The 21,735-nt window shown below is 43.0% G+C and carries 14 protein-coding genes and 1 pseudogene; 10 read left to right on the top strand and 5 right to left on the bottom strand.

The annotated features are described in order from the left end of the window. The first annotated feature begins 275 nt into the window (after positions 1–275). The 5 genes from alaS to AQPE_RS15915 all read left to right on the top strand — a co-directional run bounded on the left by alaS (position 276) and on the right by AQPE_RS15915 (position 9,250). On the top strand, positions 276–2,894 hold the full coding sequence (alaS, locus tag AQPE_RS15895) for an alanine--tRNA ligase (RefSeq protein ID WP_318347488.1): 2,619 nt from the start codon (positions 276–278) through the stop codon (positions 2,892–2,894). Positions 2,895–3,021: 127 nt separating this feature from the next. Further along, entirely contained in the window at positions 3,022–3,720 is a 699-nt protein-coding gene (mtgA, locus tag AQPE_RS15900; protein ID WP_318347489.1) for a monofunctional biosynthetic peptidoglycan transglycosylase, read from the top strand. Between the two features lie 162 nt (positions 3,721–3,882). Continuing rightward, positions 3,883–6,939, top strand: coding sequence for a cytochrome c biogenesis protein (gene ccsA / locus AQPE_RS15905; protein ID WP_318347490.1), 3,057 nt, complete (start codon positions 3,883–3,885; stop codon positions 6,937–6,939). Between the two features lie 44 nt (positions 6,940–6,983). Beyond that, positions 6,984–8,849 carry an AMP-dependent synthetase/ligase gene (locus tag AQPE_RS15910; protein ID WP_318347491.1) on the top strand — a complete coding sequence of 622 codons (1,866 nt, stop codon included), beginning with the start codon at positions 6,984–6,986 and terminating at the stop codon, positions 8,847–8,849. Between the two features lie 26 nt (positions 8,850–8,875). After that, positions 8,876–9,250, top strand: a complete 375-nt coding sequence (locus AQPE_RS15915) for an iron chaperone (RefSeq protein ID WP_318347492.1) — start codon at positions 8,876–8,878, stop codon at positions 9,248–9,250. A gap of 164 nt (positions 9,251–9,414) precedes the next feature. On the opposite strand, the gene AQPE_RS15920 is transcribed toward AQPE_RS15915, so the two are convergent. Continuing rightward, a complete protein-coding gene (locus AQPE_RS15920) occupies positions 9,415–10,914 on the bottom strand; it encodes an IS1634 family transposase (RefSeq protein ID WP_318347493.1) in 1,500 nt (499 codons plus the stop codon). A 413-nt stretch (positions 10,915–11,327) separates the two neighbouring features. Between AQPE_RS15920 and AQPE_RS15925 the strand changes: the two genes are divergently transcribed. After that, positions 11,328–11,660 carry a hypothetical protein gene (locus tag AQPE_RS15925; RefSeq protein WP_318347494.1) on the top strand — a complete coding sequence of 111 codons (333 nt, stop codon included), beginning with the start codon at positions 11,328–11,330 and terminating at the stop codon, positions 11,658–11,660. 187 nt (positions 11,661–11,847) lie between these two features. Here the strand turns inward: AQPE_RS15925 and AQPE_RS15930 are convergent. Together AQPE_RS15930 and AQPE_RS15935 are read right to left on the bottom strand one after the other, a co-directional pair. After that, positions 11,848–12,786 (bottom strand): annotated as a pseudogene (locus tag AQPE_RS15930) (IS256 family transposase, variant Zn-binding type); the annotation flags it as partial. A gap of 290 nt (positions 12,787–13,076) precedes the next feature. Then, positions 13,077–14,849, bottom strand: coding sequence for a DEAD/DEAH box helicase (locus tag AQPE_RS15935; RefSeq protein WP_318347496.1), 1,773 nt, complete (start codon positions 14,847–14,849; stop codon positions 13,077–13,079). A gap of 317 nt (positions 14,850–15,166) precedes the next feature. Between AQPE_RS15935 and AQPE_RS15940 the strand changes: the two genes are divergently transcribed. Beyond that, positions 15,167–17,050 (top strand): hypothetical protein, encoded by a 1,884-nt coding sequence (locus AQPE_RS15940; RefSeq protein WP_318347497.1) that lies wholly within the window; start codon positions 15,167–15,169, stop codon positions 17,048–17,050. 79 nt (positions 17,051–17,129) lie between these two features. On the opposite strand, the gene AQPE_RS15945 is transcribed toward AQPE_RS15940, so the two are convergent. Beyond that, positions 17,130–17,558: a VOC family protein gene (locus AQPE_RS15945; RefSeq protein ID WP_318347498.1), complete on the bottom strand. Its 429-nt coding sequence runs from the start codon at positions 17,556–17,558 to the stop codon at positions 17,130–17,132. 24 nt (positions 17,559–17,582) lie between these two features. Then, positions 17,583–17,852 (bottom strand): TfoX/Sxy family protein, encoded by a 270-nt coding sequence (locus AQPE_RS15950; protein WP_318347499.1) that lies wholly within the window; start codon positions 17,850–17,852, stop codon positions 17,583–17,585. Between the two features lie 213 nt (positions 17,853–18,065). Between AQPE_RS15950 and AQPE_RS15955 the strand changes: the two genes are divergently transcribed. From AQPE_RS15955 to AQPE_RS15965, 3 genes are all read left to right on the top strand, one after another. Continuing rightward, entirely contained in the window at positions 18,066–18,839 is a 774-nt protein-coding gene (locus AQPE_RS15955; protein ID WP_318347500.1) for an ATP-binding protein, read from the top strand. A 46-nt stretch (positions 18,840–18,885) separates the two neighbouring features. Beyond that, the gene (locus AQPE_RS15960) at positions 18,886–20,067 is read left to right on the top strand and encodes a radical SAM protein (protein WP_318347501.1); all 1,182 of its coding nucleotides are present in this window, start codon (positions 18,886–18,888) and stop codon (positions 20,065–20,067) included. A gap of 96 nt (positions 20,068–20,163) precedes the next feature. Next, the gene (locus AQPE_RS15965) at positions 20,164–21,735 is read left to right on the top strand and encodes a polyprenyl synthetase family protein (protein WP_318347502.1); all 1,572 of its coding nucleotides are present in this window, start codon (positions 20,164–20,166) and stop codon (positions 21,733–21,735) included.

The raw sequence follows: 21,735 nt of genomic DNA on the forward strand, positions 1-21,735 counted from the left end.
ATTTATTTTTCGACTTGTGTCAAATTTAAGTATTTAATCTAACTTTGCACGGTTTCGAAAAATCCGGATTATTAGGCTGGTAAAACTAATTATTTCAATTGAAATAAGTAATGGTTTTCAGCCAATTGAAGATTTTTAACAATTTTTAATGGCTCTGATTGCTGATTCTGATGATGTTGCAATGCGTTTGTTTGAGTCAGATTCCGGATAAGAAGCTCAAGAAATTTGACCTTTTTAAGCCGAGGCTTCAGGAATAAAATTATAGAAAAAAAGATATGAATTCGAAGGAAATCAGAAAAGCGTTTGTCGACTTTTTCGCCGGAAAGGGACACCAGATTGTCGCTTCGGCACCAATGGTTGTGAAGAATGACCCGACTTTGATGTTTACCAATGCCGGGATGAACCAGTTTAAAGATATTTTTCTGGGAAACCAGCCAGCCAAATATGTTCGGGTGGCCGATACTCAAAAATGTTTGAGGGTTTCAGGGAAACACAACGATTTGGAGGAAGTGGGTCACGATACTTACCACCACACCATGTTCGAGATGCTGGGCAACTGGTCGTTTGGCGATTATTTCAAGGAAGATGCCATTAACTGGGCCTGGGAATTGTTGCACGATGTGCTGAAAATTCCGGCTGACCGCATGTATGCTTCGGTTTTTGAAGGTAGCGCCGACGATAAGCTGGAACGCGATGATGAAGCGTTTGAACTTTGGCGTAAATTTTTGCCAGCCCATCAGATTATTAATGGAAGCAAAAAAGATAACTTCTGGGAAATGGGCGACACCGGTCCTTGTGGTCCCTGTTCCGAAATTCATGTCGATTTGCGCGACGATGCTGAACGTGCTAAAATACCCGGACAAAATCTGGTAAACAAAGATAATCCACTGGTGATCGAAATCTGGAACCTCGTTTTCATTCAGTTCAACCGCAAAGCCGATGGAAAACTGGAAGAACTTCCTGACAAACACGTGGATACCGGGATGGGATTCGAACGTTTGTGTATGGTTCTTCAAGGCAAAAAGTCAAATTACGACACCGATGTTTTCCAGAATACCATTGCTAAAATTGCTGAACTCAGTAACAAAAAATATGGTGACGATCAAAAGGCCGACGTTGCTATGCGTGTGATTGCCGACCATTTACGTGCTATCTCGTTCTCGATTGCTGACGGACAGTTGCCATCGAACAACAAAGCTGGTTATGTGATTCGCCGGATTTTGCGTCGCGCCGTTCGTTACGGATATACCTTCCTTGATTTCCGCGAGCCTTTTATTTGCAAATTGGTTGAGGTGCTGAAAGAAAACATGGGCGATGCTTTCCCTGAACTGGTTTCGCAGCAGGGCTTGATCGAAAATGTGATCCGCGAAGAGGAGGAGTCGTTCCTGAGAACTTTGGAAACTGGTATCCGTTTGCTCGACGATTTGGTGGCCAAAGCTAAAGCCGCTGGCAAAACAGAGATTAGTGGTGACAATGCTTTCACACTTTACGATACGTTCGGATTTCCATTCGATTTAACCAGCCTCATTCTGCGCGAAAAAGGCTTGACGGTTGATGAAGCAGGTTTTAATGCCGAAATGGAAAAACAAAAAGAACGCTCGCGTAATGCAGCGGCTCAGGAAACTGACGACTGGGTGGAACTGATGAAAATTGAGCAAGTTGAATTTGTTGGTTACGATCATCTGGAAGCTGAAGTACACATTTCGCGTTACCGCAAGGTGACTCAGAAAAATAAGGAATTTTATCACCTGGTTTTCGATAAAACACCGTTCTATGGCGAATCCGGTGGTCAGGTTGGCGATAGTGGTTATATCATTGCCGATGGTCACCGCACCAGAATTCTGGACACCCAAAAAGAGAATAATCTCACGATTCATATTGCAAATAAACTTCCTGAAAATCCTTCTGCCACTTTTATGGCGGTAGTTGATGCTGGAACGCGCACCCTGACGATGAACAACCACTCTGCAACGCATTTGCTCGACCAGGCTTTGCGCGAAGTGCTGGGCACGCATGTGGAGCAAAAAGGGTCGCTGGTAAACAGCGAATATTTGCGATTCGACTTTGCACATTTCCAGAAAGTGACAAAAGAAGAACTTGAAAAAATTCAGACTCGTGTAAACGAATTGGTTCGTAAAAACCTTGCTCTTGAAGAAAATCGCGCTGTTGCTTTTGATGAAGCCAAAAAACTGGGAGCTATCGCGCTTTTCGGTGAAAAATATGGCGATTTTGTTCGCGTGATCAAGTTTGGCGAATCTGTTGAGTTGTGCGGTGGAACCCACGTTCCTTCAACCGGACAAATTGGTTCGTTTATCATTACTTCCGAAAGCGCTATTTCTGCCGGTGTTCGCCGCATCGAGGCGATTACAGCCGACCGTGCTGAAGAATTTGTGAAGAAACACATGGACGAACTGGCCGAAGTAAAGGCAGTCCTCAACAATACGCAAAACCTGAAGAAGTCGGTTGAAGATTTGGTGGCACAAAACAGCCGCCTGCAAAAGCAAATCGAAGAATTTGAGCGCAAAGCTGCTTCCGGAATTAAAGACGAACTGAAGAAAAAGATACAGTCGGTGAATGGCGTGAATGTGATCGCTGAAGTGATTCAGCTCGATTCGGCTCAGGCGGTGAAAGATTTGGCTTTCCAGTTGAAAGGCGAAATTGATAACCTGTTCCTGGTTTTGGGTTCGGCCATTGGTGGAAAACCATCAATTTCGGTGATGATTGCCGATAATCTGGTTGCCGAAAAAGGCCTGAATGCCGGAGCTGTGGTTCGCGAAGCTGCCAAAGAAATGCAGGGCGGCGGCGGCGGACAAGCGTTTTACGCCACTGCTGGTGGTAAAGACCTTTCAGGACTTTCAGCTGCTGTTGAAAAAGCAAAATCGTTTGTGAAATAAAGAAGGCGCAACCTGTTTGTGCTTTTCGATATACAAGACCTGTCAGATTTTAAAACCTGATGGGTCTTTTTGATTCAAACCGCATCATTTTATGTAATTTTGTTCTTTCAAATCTCATCCTGAAAGAATGAAAAACTCATTAGGTAAAACAATCTTTCGATTTCTGTGGAAAGCTGCCGTTTGGTTCGTTGGGCTATCTATCTTTTCGGTTGTTGTCTTTCGGTTTGTGCCAGTGCCAATAACTCCGCTGATGCTGATCCGGTGTGGGGAGCAGGCTTTTAGCGACGATCCCATTCGTTTAAAGCACGACTGGGTTTCATTGGACGAGATTTCGAAGAATTTGCCTTTGGCAGTGGTTTGCAGCGAAGATCAGAATTTTATGAACCATTCAGGGTTTGATCTCAAAGCTATTCAACGCTCTGTCGATGCTGCCAAACGAGGAGCCAAACGCGTGAGAGGCGCCAGTACTATTTCGCAGCAAACAGCAAAAAATGTATTTCTGTGGCCTGGCCGAAGCTGGATCCGAAAAGGCTTCGAGGTTTATTTTACGGTGTTGATTGAATTCGTTTGGAGCAAAGAGCGAATCATGGAAGTTTACCTCAACAGCATCGAAATGGGAAAAGGAATTTATGGCGCCGAAGCTGCTGCTGGATTTTACTGGCATACTTCTGCTAAAAATCTCTCCCGGACACAGGCTGCAGCCCTTGCAGCGGTTTTACCAAACCCCCGAAAATACAGCGCCAATCCTCCAGGGTCTTATGTTCAGGATCGAATTGGCTGGATTGTCGATCAGATGGGGCAGTGGGGAACTTTAAGGTTTAAATAGAACAATTTCCCTTTTAAGCAAATCTTAAGAAACCAAAGCCGCTGGAATCTGTTATACTATTTTGTCCGAATTTATTCGGACTTTTTTGTTGCCGACATATTGAAAATTAACTTTCTATCGTTACTATTTAGACTAATTCCAAATTAAATTGATCGAAATACTATGAATAAGATTCTCAACTTTCTATTTTCATTCCCATTTATGGGGTTTTTGTTGCTGGTTATGGCTTTTTCGATGGGCATTGCCACTTTCGTCGAAAACTATTATGGAACCGAAGCTGCACAAAATTTAATTTATAAATCGTTTTGGTTTAGTTCGGTTTTGGTGCTTCTGGCCATCAACCTTGCAGTTAATTTTGTCAGGCATAAGATGTACACCCGTCAGCGAATTTCGGTGGGGATATTCCATATTTCGTTTATCATTATCCTGATTGGTGCGGGCATTACCCGGTACATTAGTTTCGAAGGAGTGATGCACATTCGCGAAGGTCAGACTTCCGATTTTATACTTTCTTCCGAAGATAACCTGACCGTTAAAAGTGGCAATCAAATCGTCAGTAACCCAGTACTTTTTTCTGAAATTACACCAAACGATTTTGATGAAAACATTGTCGTTGAGGGTCGTAAAGTGAGAATCAAGTCGGTTGGGTTTATAAAAAATGCAGTTCAAACGGTAAAAGAAGATCCTTCAGGAAAGGCGATGATTGACTTTGTGGTTTCGCAAGGTCAGGGACGCGAGAATTATGTTTTTTCGAAAGGAAATATCCTGAATCTGGGGAATGTCCAGCTTGGTTTTGAACAGCCTGGCGCAAATTTTCAGTTTATAGATCGCAATGGTAGTCTGTTTCTGGCAGCGGATCGTACGGTTGAAATCCGTTCGATGACTGGTGGCGAAACAACTGTTGTGAATGCAAATGATACGATTCCGGTTGAGACCATGCAACTTTATGCTATTGATGGGTACATGCTTCTGGTGAAGAATTTCTATACGCATGCGATATCGGTGGTTGAAAAAGATCCTTCAGGAAATGAAGGCATTGATGCCGTTACCATGGAAATTTCTGATGGCCCCAATAAACAAACGGTGAACGTAATGGGCAAACATGGCATGAGAGGAGAACCTTTTATGGTTCAGGTAGGAAACGCTAAACTTGAAATATCATACGGAGCTGACCCGATTTACTTACCTTTTGCTTTGCAGTTAACTGATTTCCAGATGGAAAAATATCCCGGATCGATGAGTCCATCGTCGTATGCCAGTGAGCTGGTTTTGATTGATAATGAGCGTAATGTTAAACGAAATGTCAGGGTTTTTATGAATAACACGTTGAATTACCGTGGCTATAAGTTCTTTCAGTCTTCGTACGATCAGGACGAAGGTGGAACGGTGCTTTCTGTGAATGCCGATCAGTTGGGAACTACGGTTACTTACCTAGGCTATATCCTGCTTGGACTTGGTTTTGTTTTGGCCTTATTCAGTAAAACCTCGCGGTTTCATTCGCTGGTTCAACGTTTAAAGCAATATTCCAAACCCGTCGGTCTGGTTGTATTTGCTTTATTATTTCTGAATTTAGGTTCAGCAAAAGCAGATAGTTCCGAGTTGTCGCCTATTCCAAGAATTGATCAGGCTGTTTTAACTGATTTTTCAAGATTATGGATTCAGGAACAGGATGGACGGATTGAGCCGGTTTCAACGCTGTCATCAGAGATACTTCGGAAAGTAACGCGTAAATCGAGTTTTGAAGGTCGTTCTCCTGAAGAAGTCATGTTGGGATTGTATTTATATCCCGAATATTGGCGAAATGTATCTTTGGTTTATGTCACCAATAATCAATTGAAATCATTGCTTGGGGTAACCGAAAGCCGTATTCCGCTGACTGCGCTCTTCGATGATAAAGGAGCCTATAAATTGATGGAGCCTGTTAAGGCAGCATTTGCTAAAATGCCAGCTTCCAGAAATGTTTACGAAAAGGAAATCATCAATTTGGATGAACGGGTTAATGTTTGTTTCATGGTAATTAACGGCGATGCGTTTGCGCTCTTCCCCGGAGTGACAAAAGATGTCAAATGGGCATTTCCGGGGAATAGCCCAGCAGGATTAACAAATGAAGAGTCGTTGTTTGTCAACAAGGGTTTCGAGCTCCTGAAAGAAGCAATGAATGGACAAGGACAGATCAGCGCCCGACAGATTATGGCCAGCATTGCATCGTACCAAACAAAATATGGATCAAGTTATTTACCATCCAACTCAAAAAAAGAAGTTGAAATCTTTTATAATTCGCTGAATCCGTTTAAGCGGGTTTTTCCGATTTATCTTTTGCTTGGGTTTACCCTACTGATTGTGTTGTTTGTCAATATTTTCAGACAAAAAAATATAGGTTCGAAAGTGCGGATGGGCTTTACTTTATTAATTGTACTAGGATTTATGCTTCAAACGTTCGGACTGGCATTGCGTTGGTATATTTCGGGGCATGCGCCATGGTCGAACGGCTATGAATCGATGGTTTACGTGGCCTGGGCTTCGATGCTGGCTGGTGTTATTTTTGGCCGGAAATACCCGATGGTTATCGCGACTTCGGCCATGCTTTCAGGAATTATATTGTTTGTGGCGCACCTTAACTGGATGAACCCTGAAATTACACATCTGGTGCCGGTCTTGAATTCGTATTGGCTGATGATTCATGTGGCTGTTATTACGGCAAGTTATGGGTTTATTGGGATGAGTGCATTTATCGGCCTGTTAGTTCTGATTTTGTTTAGCCTCAGTAATCCGAAGAACAGTAAAAATGTAAAGAATATAATTCTTCAATTGACCACCATCAGCGAGATGTCGGTCACCGTAGGTTTGTATATGCTCACAATTGGTACTTTTCTAGGCGGTGTTTGGGCCAACGAGAGTTGGGGCCGTTACTGGGGCTGGGATTCGAAGGAAACCTGGGCGCTGGTTACCGTTGTCGTTTATTCATTTGTTGCTCATATGCGCCTGATTCCTTCATTAAAAGGTATTTACAATTACACAGTTGCCACGGTGGTCGGTTTTTCTTCGGTGCTGATGACCTATTTTGGTGTGAACTATTACCTGAGTGGTTTGCATTCGTATGGTCGTGGCTCGATCGATGGCATGCACTGGTCGGTGTATGTATTTGCCGGAATCGTAGTTGCTCTTTTAATCTCATCAAATCTGAAACACAAAAATTTGGATTTCGAAAATACAAAATAGTACTATCTTTAAAGTCTTGTTGATCGAACTAAAGGATAAGACTTATGGCAATTGAGGTAAAAAGAACCTTTGACATTCTTGAATTTTGTCTCAGTAAATTTTCCAGAAAAGATGCTTTGGGTGGGAAAAATGGCAACGACTGGTATGTATATAGTACTGCCGAATATGTTGAGAAATCACACCAGTTTGCAATGGGTTTAATGGTTTTAGGCCTGAAAAAAGGAGATAAAGTTGCTACGGTAACCACCAACCGCCCTGAATGGAACTTTGCTGATATGGGTTTGGCTATGACTGGAATTATCCATGTTCCGATTTACCCGACCATTGGCGAAGATGAATACGCTTACATTCTGGAACATGCAGAAATAAAGCTTTTGCTGGTTGGCGACCGGAAATTGTATGAAAAACTAAGTCCGATTGTGGCGCAATTGCCCGCAATTACCCTCATTTATTCATTTGAAGAGGTTGAAGGTGTCCCTAATTTTGATGAAATTTTGCAATTGGGAAAAGATCGTGAGCTGGAATTGGCGCCCCAGTTGGAAGAAATCAAGAAGGCGGTTGATCCGGAAGATCTGGCGACTATTATCTACACTTCAGGCACAACAGGGGTTCCCAAAGGTGTGATGCTGACACATACCAATCTGGTATCAAATTTCTTGGCTCACGTCAAGATGCACAATCTGGGAATTGATCACCGGGTAATTAGTTTTCTTCCACTTTGCCATGTGTACGAACGCAGCGTGAACTACCATTTTCAGTACAAGGGAATGGGGATTTATTACGTTGGAAACCTCGGGCAAATTGTTTCGGCGATCAAAGAAATCAAGCCTCATATGTTTAATTCGGTTCCACGTTTGCTCGAACGGGTTTACGATGGTTTTGTGTCGAAAGGCAAGGAATTGAGCGGACTAAAAAAGGTGGTTTATTTTTGGGCGCTAAGTCTGACTCGGCATTTTGAATACAACAAAAAATACAATTTATTACTGAAAATCAGAATTAAACTGGCCGATAAGTTAATCTATTCTAAATGGCGTGAAGCGCTCGGGGGTAATATCGTTTATGTCGTTTCGGGCGGTGCTGCTTTGCAGCCGCGTATTGCAAGGGTTTTGGGAATGGCCGGAATGTTCAATCTTGAAGGTTACGGACTAACAGAAACGTCGCCGGTGATTGCGGTCAATAACCCAGCAACCCGTGAAATGAAAATTGGAACCGTTGGAGCCGTACTGGAAAATGTGGAATTGAAATTTGCCGAAGACGGTGAAATCCTTGTGAAAGGCCCCAGCGTGATGAAAGGCTATTACAAAGCTCCTGAATTAACTGCCGAAGTGATTGATGAGGAGGGCTGGTTTCATACCGGTGATATCGGTATTCTGGAAGATGGTAAATACTTGAAGATTACCGACCGCAAAAAGGAGATGTTCAAGCTTTCGGGCGGAAAGTACATTGCGCCGCAGATGATTGAGAACAAGCTGAAAGCTTCGTTTTTTATTGAACAGGTGATGGTGATCGGTGCAGGTGAAAAGTTTGCCAGCGCCTTAATTTCTCCTAATTTCAGCTACCTGCATGATTGGTGTAGTGAGCGGAAAATACATTTTCAGAATAATGCAGAATTGATTCAGAAGACTGAGGTACTTGCGCAGTTTCAACGCGAAGTCGTTGCCATTAATAAAACAATGGGAGAACACGAGGAAATTAAACGATTTCGTTTAGTGGTTGATGAGTGGACACCACAAAGCGGCGAACTTTCGCCAACCTTGAAACTCAAACGGAACTACGTATCTGCTAAATATAAAGCGATTATCGACGAGATTTATTCGGTGCAGAAGATACAATCCGGAGGCCGCTTTCATCTGCCAAAGATTAATCTGAATTTTGATATGAACGAGTTTATCAAGAGGCTGAAGTTGTAAATGAGTTCATTAAATAATCGGTTCAAATGATTTCAAAAACGCCAACCAACATTGATGAGTATATTGTAGGTTTTACTCCTGATATACAACTGATTCTGAATCAGGTCAGGTCAACCATCAGGCATGCCGCGCCAGATGCTGAAGAATTAATTGGTTATGGTATGCCAGCTTATAAAACTCACGGGAGACCTTTGGTGTATTTTGCTGCATTTAAAAATCACATTGGGTTTTATGCCACACCAACCGGACATGCTGAATTTGCCAAAGAACTTTCAACGTACAAACAAGGAAAGGGTTCTGTCCAGTTCCCGATTGACCAGCCCTTGCCATTAGAGCTTATCTTTCAGATCGTTGAATTCAGAGTGATTGAGAATCAAAAGGCGAAAGCAAAGAAGAAATAGGTGCAAAAACGGAAAGCTAATGTCATGTTTAACATGACGGATTCCTAACCAACATGACGGGTTCTTTTCTAACATGGCGATGAAAAATCTAACATGGCAGCCATTTCTACGAACATGACATTTTCCCAATCAACATGACAACGATTTTTCCTGACTTGTGACATTTAGTGCGGTAGCAGATTCCATTTGGTAATAAGGTTTGCAAGTTGGCTATTCATGATTTCCTTTGTGGGGGATCGGAAGACAAATGTTTGTTTGGTCAATCGGTCTTGAATATGGGTTTCTGTTATGTTCCAGACAAGGAACCGGATTTCCCTCAATGATAATTTGGTGATTATTTCCAGGTATTTTTCTGCTATCAGAGCGACAAAACAAATCAGTACGTGAGCCTTGATCGCTTCTTGTTTTTGATGGTATATTGGGCGGGTTTGCAAATCAAACTTACTCATGCGGAACGATTGTTCAATGTGCCAGAGCTGGTGGTAACGGTCTATGACCATTTGGTTGGACAGTTGTTGTTCGGGCAAGTTGGTGCAATACCCCTTAATTCCAAGCAACAGCCTCCTTTTTTCTATCAATGTCGTGTTGAGTTCTATTTTTTCTTTAGTAACCTTCCTGACAAATTGAGCCTTCACTTTCAGTGACTGCTTTGCCACCAGCTCTTCGGCTTTTTGAACAAGCTTGTTTAGCTCGTTCAATTCCTTTTTATACCGTTTGAGTGAAAAATCGCACACCAAATAACCGTATCGCGATGGAAAGCGGGCTATGGCACCGTGTTTCCCGTTCAATGTTGCATGGATTTGTTTTACCAATCCAAGTTCCGCATTGGCCAGCCGTGCACCAACAATGTACGATAGTTTCTTTTCCCTGAGTTCGGCAAGCCTTTCTTCATCCAGCATTGCGGCATCGGCTACAATAATTGGCCGTGTCTGCGGGTGGGCTGAGGTAAACGTTTCCACAACCGGGAGCATTGTCTTTCCTTCGAATGTGTTGCCTGCAAAAACCTGATACGACAGTGGAAACCCTGTTTGTGTTACCAGCAGCCCGATGACAATTTGGGGTTGCTGTGACTTGTTGTCCTTTGAGAACCCTTGTATTTTAAACTCATCGGCCTTAAACGACTCGAAATACAATGTGGTAACATCGTACAGCACAAAATAGAAAGGTTCATTGAACTTCTGTTGTGCCACCCTGTAAGCACATTGCTCAATATCTGCCTTGTATGCTGACAACTTTGGAATATTGCGGTAAATCCGTTGAGAATATTTAATGCCGAAGTAATATCCCAGCAGTTCAACAGAGCGGAGTTTTGAAGCAGGCTCGATAAGGCGCATAATGGCCAGATCAAGCAACAGGCGGGGAAGATGGGATAAACCGCATTCATCGAAACAGCCCATGAAGAACCGAAAAGCAAAGTGGTGCGTCACCCCAATGCATTCGCCCCTGTCTACAACTAAAAGTTTTTGTTTTTGGGCAGGGAACAACGATAACTGGGCGGTTTGTTCATCGATCCATTCCAATGCCCTTTGCCTCAAAACAGCCTCTTCTATCTGGTCTTTGGCGCTACCAATATGTTTGCCTACAATCGATCTGTGACCAACATACCTGACAACCTGAACCGCAACAGATCCCGACTTAGTTTTGACTTTTCGTACTGAATACATACCGCAAAATTAGGCGTTAGTGCGGTGAAATCAATAAATATTAATTGCTAAATTGTTAATAATGTGGAATTTAAAAATTGATCTCTGTGGAAAAATCAAAAGTGTCACAAGTCAGGATGGCAGCCATTTCTACGAACATGACATTTTCCCAATCAACATGACAACGATTTTTAAGTACATGGCCATACGGTTTTTAACATGACGGTCATTTTTTCTAACATGGCGGCTTTCCAACCAACATGGCGGCAAAAATCTGAACAGGGCGAGTGGTGGCGGGCGTTTCGTCGAGCTTCTAATCCTGACAGGTTTTCAAAACCTGTCAGGATTCAAAGCCCTAAATTAAAACTGCTTAACAGAAGTAAAACCTCGAAGAAGTAGCATATATTTGGTGGTATATACTAGTTATGCATATTATGAAAAAACTGTACGCTATTGTTATAGTCCTGATTTTGATCTTGAGCTCGTGTGACTCGAATAAAGGAAAAGGAATTAAGTTCGCAATTAGAAACAATTCTGATCAACAAATCACCAAAGTAAAATTCTACACTTCAGAAAAATTGGCAATTGCAGAAATTGACAAAATTGAACCGAATGAATCTGTATCTGGTTTCTTAACGATGAAAAATAATCAATCTGACGGTGGATATGGTTTGGAATTCACACGTGCGGATGGGAAAAAAGAAATTATTGGTTGTGGATATTATACGAATGGTGCCCCTTTGGAAAACATAGCTAAATTTGGGTAATGTACTGAAAAATAGTTGGTGATTTTTAGAATAATAATTTGTAAACTCCCGCCATTAATCTGAAGAGGAAACAGGCTCTGGTGGAGATCAACTTGTCAGCAATAAGATTAATGCATTTACAGTAATACAAGGGCAGTCAGTTTGGCTGCCTTTTTGTATTACTGGGATGCTACATGGCTAAAAAAACTCATTTTTCGTTTGTAAAATAGATGTACCATTTGATGAAGTTGATCCGATGTTTTACCGTTAATCCACGATGGATATCCAGGTGATTTTTCAGATGACTGAAATAGCCTTCTATCCCATTTGTGGTCTTTGGAATAGCAGGGTTTGACAGGTAATGAAACATGTTTGGCAAAGCCCGTTTGATGGTTATATAAGAACGCCTGAGTAGTTTATGGGTATACCAATACCTCCCGGTTTCTGTATTATAGGTTCGTTCATTCAGGTAATCTTTGTGAAATTCATGCCAACTTAGAAATTCTCTGGTCCAGTAAATACGGTCATTTTCAGTTTCGATTTTAAGAATCTGTAGCACCAATCTGCGTAACTGTTGTCCTGCTGGGTGCCTGGGATAACGGGTCAGCCATATCAGGCACATGCGTTGAATATGAACCAGGCAACGCTGCACAATGGCATCAGGAACTGACTTCCGGATGGCTTTCAGAGCACTTTTATGACCATCGCTTGTGATACTTTCAATCTGTATCCCCAGCTTGAGCAAATTAGCAAGATCTTCCCTGATCTCTTCATAATGCTCCCCATCAGTAAAACGCAATAACTGAGTATAGCCGTCATAGTCGTCCTGATAACATACCACACAAAACTTTGCAAAATAGGTAGCATCTATTCGAAAATGAACACCCTCTCGCTTGATTATTTTTATCCGAGGGGCTTGCTCTAATAACTGGTAGAATGTCCGTTGAAGTGTATCCCTGCACAAACCGCTGTCTCTGCTTAATGTCTGATATGTCTGACGTTCCAGAACCCATTTCCGAAACCAAACGAACCTGTTTTGGACACGCTGCTCTGGTCGATTATCGGTTAGAAAAATATCACACCTTTTGCACTTAAAACGTTGTTTCCCGTTTTGTTTTCCCCAACGAATTACATCAGTATAACCACATGCCCAACAGCGTTTTTTTTGATTTTTTCATAAACATAAAAAGTTTGATGAAACCAATTTCATCAAACTTCCTGTAATATCAATAGCAATGAGCTCTACAGAGCTTTTTACCAACTATTTTTCAGTAATATGCCAAATTTGAAATAAAAAAGGACACAACTCTTTCAACGTTTAGTGGAGTTGGTTATTAAAAATACATGCATATCTATCCATCTGAGATGCTACAAAACAAAAATCCCAAATTTCAAGTTCACCTGAAATTTGGGATTTTAATTTTCAACTATCGCGTGTTAGTTTCTTCTGCGTCTTGGGCGATCGCTGCGGTCGTTGAACCCACCTTCGCGACTGCGTCCTTCTCTTGGTCGTCCGCCACCATATCCACCACCACTGCCTTCCCTGCGGAATGATCCGCCTTCGCGTGAAGCGGGCTGTCCTTCGATGGATTGCACTTTGCCAATGTTGATGACATGGCCTTCAATCACCTGGTTGTTCAATGCATTAACCAGATCTTTTTCGAATGCGCTGTCAACCTCGAAGAATGAGAATTTACGTTGGATGTCAATTTTCCCGATTTCGATGTTCCTGCGGTTCGAATATTCGTTAATCAGGCCAATCAAACCCGAAGCATTTAGGTTTTGTTTCTTTCCGGCGTTAATGAACAGTTTGGTAAAGCTCATGCGGTCGCCACTGCGTTCACTTCCGCGGTCGTTCCGTCCCATTGGATCGCGTCCTGCTTCAACCCTGATGTTCAAATCGCGTGCATTTTTATAATAATCAAGCAATTCGTTGAATTCGAGCGAAACAAAGTGTTTCACAATATCGCTGTGGGTCATACCCTCAAATTGATCCAGAATCTGTGGTAGGTATTTTTCAACCTGACCACTGCTGATGTCAACGTTCTTTACCCGTTCAATGAGGTGAAACAATTGTTTCTCAACAATTTCTTCGCCTCCCGGAACCATTTTGCGTTCAAATTTCTTGCGCGAAAGCTTTTCGATCTGTTTCAGTCGTCCAGTTTCCTTCATGTTAATGATGGTCACCGAAATACCGCTTTTGCCAGCTCTACCGGTACGTCCGCTACGGTGAATGTACACTTCCGGATCGTCAGGCATCGAATAATTGATTACGTGGCTCAATTCGGTTACGTCCAGACCACGGGCAGCAACGTCGGTAGCAATCAGCATTTGCAGTTGTTTGCTGCGGAAACGGGCCATCACCTGGTCGCGCTGAGCCTGCGAAAGATCGCCGTGCAAAGCGTCGGCATTGTATCCGTCGGCCATAAACATCTCGGCAACATCACGGGTTTCCATGCGGGTGCGGCAGAATACAATGGCATAACAGTCGGGGTAATTGTCTGCAATACGTTTCAGCGTTGCATATTTATCTTTGGCATGAACCACATAATAATGGTGCTCAACGTTTTCAGCACCTGCATTACGTTTGCCAACCGACATTTCCAGCGCATTATTCAGATATTTCGATTTGATTTCAGAAATACCTAATGGCATGGTGGCCGAAAACAGCAACGTTTGTTTCTCTGCCGGAGTGGTAGCGAGAATAGCGTCCAGTTCTTCCTTGAACCCCATTGTCAGCATTTCATCAGCTTCATCCAGGATCATCCAGCGAATGGCCGAAATGTTGAGCAATTTCCGGCGAATCAGGTCATGAACACGTCCGGGAGTACCCACAACGATTTGCCCGCCCGATTTTAATTCCCTGATTTGTTTGGTAATGTCGGCACCACCATATACCGGAATAGTTTTAAAACCCGGAATGTATGCCGAAAACTTGTCGAGGTCGCGGGTGATTTGCAGACACAATTCACGCGTTGGGCAAAGAATCAGCGACTGCACCTCTTTGATCTGCATCGAGATGTTGTTAATTACTGGTAGCCCGAATGCAGCAGTTTTACCTGTTCCGGTTTGTGCTAAAGCTACTAAATCTTGTGTTGAATTGATCAGGTGCGAAATGGTTTGCTCCTGAATAGGCGTAGGATTCTCAAATCCCATTTCTGCGATCGCCTTCAAAATTTCCGGTTTGAGGCCGGTTTCTTCAAATGTCATAAATTTCCTTTAAAATTGTGAATCAGTAATACACTGATTCTTGCCAATGGAAGGAGACGGGTAGATGCTCCTGCCTTAAACCAGGCAAAAAGGAAATCCGACCCCTAAAATCTGTCGCAAAAGTAGTTTAATTTTTTGAAAAAATGTTATTCGACATTTTTTTGATTCGAACGATGCGCGGTTTTAACACAAAGAAAATATGGTGAAGCCTCCGGAAAGCGCTTGTTTTCAGTTAAGCTATTCTTATGATTTGAAATATTTGTTCACGTTTAGCCGTTTTAGGGTTATCTTTGAACCCTGAATAAAAGCAAAATATCATGAGTGGTTTTAATGTGCGTTTGAGGCTGACAACGTTCGCAATAGCAGCGATTTTTCTGGGCTTAGCCTCCTGTGGCAATCGGTCGGAGAGTGGAAAGGCTGTTGCCGATTCTAAATCTTCAGTTGATGTTCCTGAAGAAGTAAATCAGGATGATGCTGCGCAAGCCGTTGTTGCGTTGTTGGTTTCGCCTGAAAATCCACGCCCTGGACAAGTGTTTCGCGTGATGGTAACCGGTGGAAAAGACATCAGGAAAGCAGAAGTTAAAGTAAAAAGTTCTTCAGGAACAATAAAATTGGAGAAAAGCAAAAGCGGTGACGGTTTGTCTTATTGGCAGATTGCTGAATTTAAAGCCGGTACTGACGGAAAATATCACGTTTCAGTGGATGGAAATAGTGCGGCTAGTTTGGATTTTCAGGTAACGGCCAAACCCTTGCAGTCGTCGTCGAATATGGTGTGGAAAACCATGCAAAGTTGGAATGGCAAGACGGAAGCGCTTTATTCTGCCTGGATAAATGCTTTGTTTCAGGATTCGAATGAAAGTGCATCGTGGAAAGCTTTGAACGAAACGACCGAGAATAAGGAAAATAACTTCCTTTACAATTATCTTTCGTTGGGCGAGGATGACGCTTCCGGAAAGATCAAGGTGCTAATGACACCCGATTGTGCGGATAACCCTTTTTATCTGCGGGCTTATTTCTCGTGGAAACTTGGGCTTCCATTTGGCTATCATGAATGTGATCGTGGTTACCTGGGTAAGGCTCCCCATACCGGACGTTGGATCACCAATGAGACAATTATTTCTAAAACGAATCCCACACAGAAATTCAATACTTTTGCACGAATGATCATGAATGGTGTTCATTCGGGAACTGCCAGGACTGCTTTTGCCGATGAAAGTTCCGACTACTATCCAATTCCGCTTACTCATTCGGCTTTGCGCCCTGGAGCTGTATTCGCCGATCCGTATGGTCATACCCTGATTCTTGTACGAACCATTCCTCAAACCAGCGATAGTCCGGGAGTGCTTCTGGCAGTTGATGCACAGCCTGACAAAACAGTCGCGATTAAACGATTCTGGAAGGGTAATTTTCTATTCAATACAAACAACAAGGAAGTGATCGGAGAACCCGGATTTAAAGCCTTTCGCCCGATTGTTGAGAGTAATGGAAAGCTGAGACTTTTGAAGTCAACTGAGATCAATGCAAATTCCGAATTAGTTCCGTTTTCACTTCAGCAAAAGGGAATGGAAAGCACAAAATTCTATCAATCCATGGAGCGGGTTATTAATCCGAAACCAATGGATCCGGAAATGGCTTTACTCGATTTGATCAATGCCTTGAATGAACAGTTGAATGTGAGGATTAACTCGGTTGGAACTGGCGAAGAATATATGAAATCACATCCGGGCACGGTTGTCCCAATGCCTGGCGGAACTTCCGGAGTATTTCAGGCCGGTGGTCAGTGGGAAGATTTTTCGACACCAAACCGCGATTTAAGGTTGCTGATTGCGATGGACGCTGTTCAGGATTTTCCGAATAAGATTGTTCGTTCTCCTGATGACTTTAAAATACCTATGCTTCAGTCTCCGGAAAAAGTGAAGAGAAATCTGGAAGAGCTTTTAGCGAAAAAAGCGAATGAACTTTCGATCACCTATACCCGCTCCAATGGCAGTAAGCAAACCCTGACCATTGCAGAAATTCTGAAACGAAAAGAAGCTTTTGAAATGGCATATAACCCGAATGACGGTCCTGAAATTCGTTGGGGTGCGCCCGAAAAAAGCGAAGAACGTTCAACCTGTATACGGCACGTGCCGGCCAATCAACTTGCAACTATGAATAAAGTTCGTGTGTGGTTTCAGAAACGATTGCATCCACCAACATAAAACTTATTTGTTTCGTGATGCGGGTTACGGGTTGGATTCTCGTAACTTGCAACTCGTAACCCGTAACATTTTTTTCTCATCATTCCTCCATAATCAAACTTCCCTGTTCGTCGAATTCCCAGAAGGGCGCCCAGGCAATTTCCCACGTATGTCCGTCAGGATCGGCAAAATAGGAATCGTATCCGCCCCAGAACGTATCGCGCGGTTCTACCAGCGATTTTGCTCCGGCGATAATCGCTTTCTGGTGGGTTTCTTCCAATTCTTCGCGGGTTTTGGTATTAATTGCCAACGTAACTCCTGAAAATCCGGAGCGTTCGGCAGGAATTCCGACATCTTCAGCCAATAAGTGCATGGGGTAAAGTGCAAGTACGATTCCACCGTGATGGAAAAATACAATCTGGTCACTGCTGCCTTTTGCCGGTTTCCAGCCCAATGCATCCTGATAAAACTGCCGCGAGCGCGGAAGATCGGCAACTCCAAGGGTAACAATGTTTAAACGTGGTTTCATAGCTGAGTTTTCCTGATTACTTTTTTATATCCTTCGGAGATGGAGAAACTCCTTCAACTCTTCCTTTCGTTCTTGCGGCAAATTGTGCCATCGGATTCCTTGTACTGCACCTTCTAATGCTTGCAACATACTCAAACAAGCAGTTTCGTCAATGGTTTGCAGCCGAACAAAAGCCTGTTCACTGCCAAGGGCTTTTAGTTCTTCCGGAGAGGTAATCCCAACCTCAATGAGTTTTTCTGCAACGACTTTGCCAATGTTTTTCATTTGGGTTAAATTTTCGATTTTTGAATCCATTGAAGGTGATTTTGGATTGATAACAAAGATAAATAAAGCATTCTAAATTTTCACAACTCAACAAACTTAGGTACTTTATTGCTTAGGAACTCAGGAACTTTCTTTGATTTTCTCTAATGTTTGTTAATGATTTCATTTTATCCGCCGATCTTCTTTTCTGTCGTTCGGATTTTTGGTTTATTTATACTGAATTCCTAAATCGGATTAAATTCTATGAGTAAATCGTGTATTCTCTTCTGCAATTGTGGTGCGGGTGTAATTACTTTGGAAAAATCGCAACAAATCAAATCCAGTCTTGAAACTCTTGATGCTGATGTTTATCAGCTCGATGATTTTTGTGGAATTGTTTTGGGTAGAAAGGATTTTATCCGGGCGATTGATCAACAATACGAGCGAAAAATAATGATCGCCTGTTATCCACGAGCGATTAAAAACCTGCTGACTCAAAACGATCTGGAATTTTCAGGATTGGAAGTCTTGAATTTCAGGGAATTGACGGCTGGTGAAATTGAATCAAAATTGCAGAAGGATTATTCGTTTGCAGAAGGAAAAGTTTCTGAAACACGGATTGAAAGTGGGTTAGATGTTCCTGCCTGGTATCCGGTAATCGATCAGCCATTGTGCATCGATTGTGGAAAATGTTTCAAATTTTGCTTGTTCGGTGTTTATACTTTTGGCGACAAAAAGCTGAAGGTAGTTAATCCATTGGCTTGCAAAAATAATTGCCCGGCTTGCGGTCGAAACTGTCCAACTTCGGCGATCATTTTCCCGAGACTGAAAGAAGGCGGAGTTTTGGCTGGCGCAGAGCCGGGAACAGAAGTAAAATCAAAAGGCTTGGCTGCTGACATAAATATGATCTCAACGCTGAAACAGCGCTCGGCATTACGGAGGAATATTTTCAGGGCTGGATTGGTCGAGCAGGCTGAAGCTGAACGGCAGAAAGCATTAGACGAATTGAAGAATACGTCCAAAGGATTGAAGATGTAGGGTCAGGACATGTCCTGACCCTACCAGATAACACATACAATTGCAAATGGGATTATTAAAAAACATACTGATCCGGAGCGACAGGAAATGCTTGTACAAGTTTGTTGTAAACATGGGCATCAAAGGTTCCATGTCGTTTGCGAGGTTTCAGAAACGGCAAAAGAAAGGTGAGTTTTTCCCGGCCTTTAATTTTATTTCGGTTACCGACGATTGCAACCTGAATTGCCAGGGCTGCTGGGTGATGGGAAAGGAGAAAAACAGCCGTCTGAAGCCCGAACAAGTTGACCGGATCATCGATGATACAAAAAAAATGGGCTCCTATTTCTTCGGAATTTTGGGTGGCGAGCCTTTGTTGTATAAACCACTTCCGCAGATATTCAAAAAACATTCGGATTGCTATTTTCAGTTGTTTACCAACGGAACACTCATTACTCCTGAAGTGGCGGAAACATTGCGCCAGTGTGCTAATGTGACTCCGCTCATCAGTTTTGAAGGTGACGAGCAAGTCGCCGACGTGCGCCGTGGTGGAAAAGATGTGTTTCAATCGGCGAATACTGGAATCGATAACTGTGTCAAAGCAGGTCTGATAACCGGAGTAGCCATCAGCGTTTGCAAGTCGAACCTCGAAATGGCCATGTCGCCTCAATTTATCCAAGCACTGATTGATAAAGGAGTTGCTTATTTGTGGTACTACATTTATCGCCCGGTTGGACATCAACCCAATTACGAACTGGCGCTTAGTTCCGATGAAATCCGCCAGCTTCGCCAGCACATGGTTGATGCCCGGATGAAATACAGCATTGCGATTATTGATACCTATTGGGATGCTGATGGAAAAGGCATGTGTCCGGCTGCTGAAGGCCTGAGCCACCACATCAATGCTTCGGGATATGTCGAGCCTTGTCCGATCATTCAATTTGCAACCGATCATGTTGACGAAAAATCGTTGGATCGCCTGTATGCCGAATCTGGATTTCTGGGCGATTTCAGGACGCAGATTCAACAAAAAACAAAAGGTTGTGTTGTGATGGAAGATCCGCGCTGGCTGGCCGAATTTGTACAAAAGCATAATGCTAAAAATACATCAGGACGAAAAGGTGAACTCGAACGATTGCAATTGGCTACTGAAGCCAACAGTCATGGTTCGTGTGAAGTAATTCCGGAGAAAAGCCGGATTTACCGCTTTGCCAAGAAACGGGCATTTTTCGGACTGGGAGCTTATGGATAAAAAGTTCCGAGTAAGCTAGAGATTGGAGTGCCTAAAGTACTTCAAACCTAACTCTAGGCACTCCGAACTTTAGGCACTTCGAACTTAAAATTTGAAATGAAGATTAAAGAAAACATACTGTCAGTTCCTGAAGAGGCTTTAACGAGGAATCGGTTGAGAAAAGCGGCACGCGATCTTATCGTAGAGCGGGGCATTTTGCCTCCGGCAAGCTTCACGCTGATTAGTCAGTTGGCTGATGAGGTGATTGCATTGACCGATACCGATACGAGCTTTCGTGAATTCGCTATGGTGGTTTGCGGAAACGAGATTTGGCGGCCAATAGTGGCAGCAACTCCCTATAATCGCAGGCTTTTGCTCTTGCCTCAATGCCTGAAAAATAATAGCAATTGCAATGCGGTTATCGACGAGTTGGGTTTGATTTGTGCCGGTTGCCAAAGTTGCCAGATTGATTCGATTTTGCAAAAGGCCGAATCGCTTGGTTATGCCACTCTTGTTGCAGAAGGAACGACAGTGGCTGTTAGTTTGGTTCAGGAAGGAACAATTGATGCCGTGATAGGCGTAAGTTGCATGTCGGTGCTTCAGAAGTCGTTCGAGCCTGTTTCGCGAGCTGCGGTCCCTGTAATTGGTATTCCGCTTTTGTTTGAAGGTTGCGCCGAAACCGATGTTGATGGCCGCTGGTTAAATGATGAGTTGATCGCTTTTCAGGATAACGAACAATTCCGGAGCCTGTCAGTTTCAGCTTTGAAGGAAACGGTAAAGCAATTTTTTACTGAAGATACCCTTTCGAAAGCTTTTGATTCAATCGATGATCGAACCTGTCAATTGGCCATTCAGTCGATGTTAACAGGTGGCCAGCGAATTCGTCCGCTGTTGACGGCATTGGCTTATTCGGCCTACGCTGCAACTGTTTCTGACGAATTAATGGCTTCACTTTCGCTGGTGGTTGAATGTTTCCACAAGGCATCACTCATTCACGACGATGTGGAAGACAACGACGATTTTCGTTACGACACCGAAACCATTCATAAGCAAAATGGTATCCCAGTTGCGATCAACACCGGCGATTTTTTGCTTGGAGAAGGCTACGAATTACTCGGAAAACTCCCGATTGAACCGACTAAAATGGCTGCCTGTTATCAGTTGGTGGCTTCCGGACATGTGGCCTTGTCGCTCGGACAAGGAGCCGATTTGCTGGCCAGTTCGCAAAAAACCATTCTTCCACTCGATCAGCAACTCGAAATTTTTGAACGGAAAACGGGCTCGGCTATTCGTGTGGCTTTGCTGCTTGGAGCGGTTGCTGCCAATGCTCCTGAATGCGATTTGGCTATTCTGAAAACATTTTCAGGATATTTCGGAATGGCCTATCAAATAAAAGACGATCTGGATGAATTCCGTGACGCCAACGAACATACACAAACGGCTGATTATCCTTTGTTACTTTCAATATTGGCTGAAAATTTGGAAGAATCTCAGTTGACAAACCTTCGCCTGATTTATGCTGAAAATGATCGTTTACAAATTTCAGCATTGATCCTTGAGCATGAGATTGATCGGAAAGCCGAAGTTTTACTTCAGGAATACACCGATAAAGCCTACCGCGAACTCGACAAAATTGAAAATTTGAAGATGAGATTGAGTTTGTACACCGTGCTGGGCAAAATATTTTGA

Origin of the sequence: Aquipluma nitroreducens (assembly GCF_009689585.1) — a bacterium.
In the GTDB taxonomy this organism is placed as follows: Bacteria; Bacteroidota; Bacteroidia; order Bacteroidales; family Prolixibacteraceae; genus Aquipluma; species Aquipluma nitroreducens.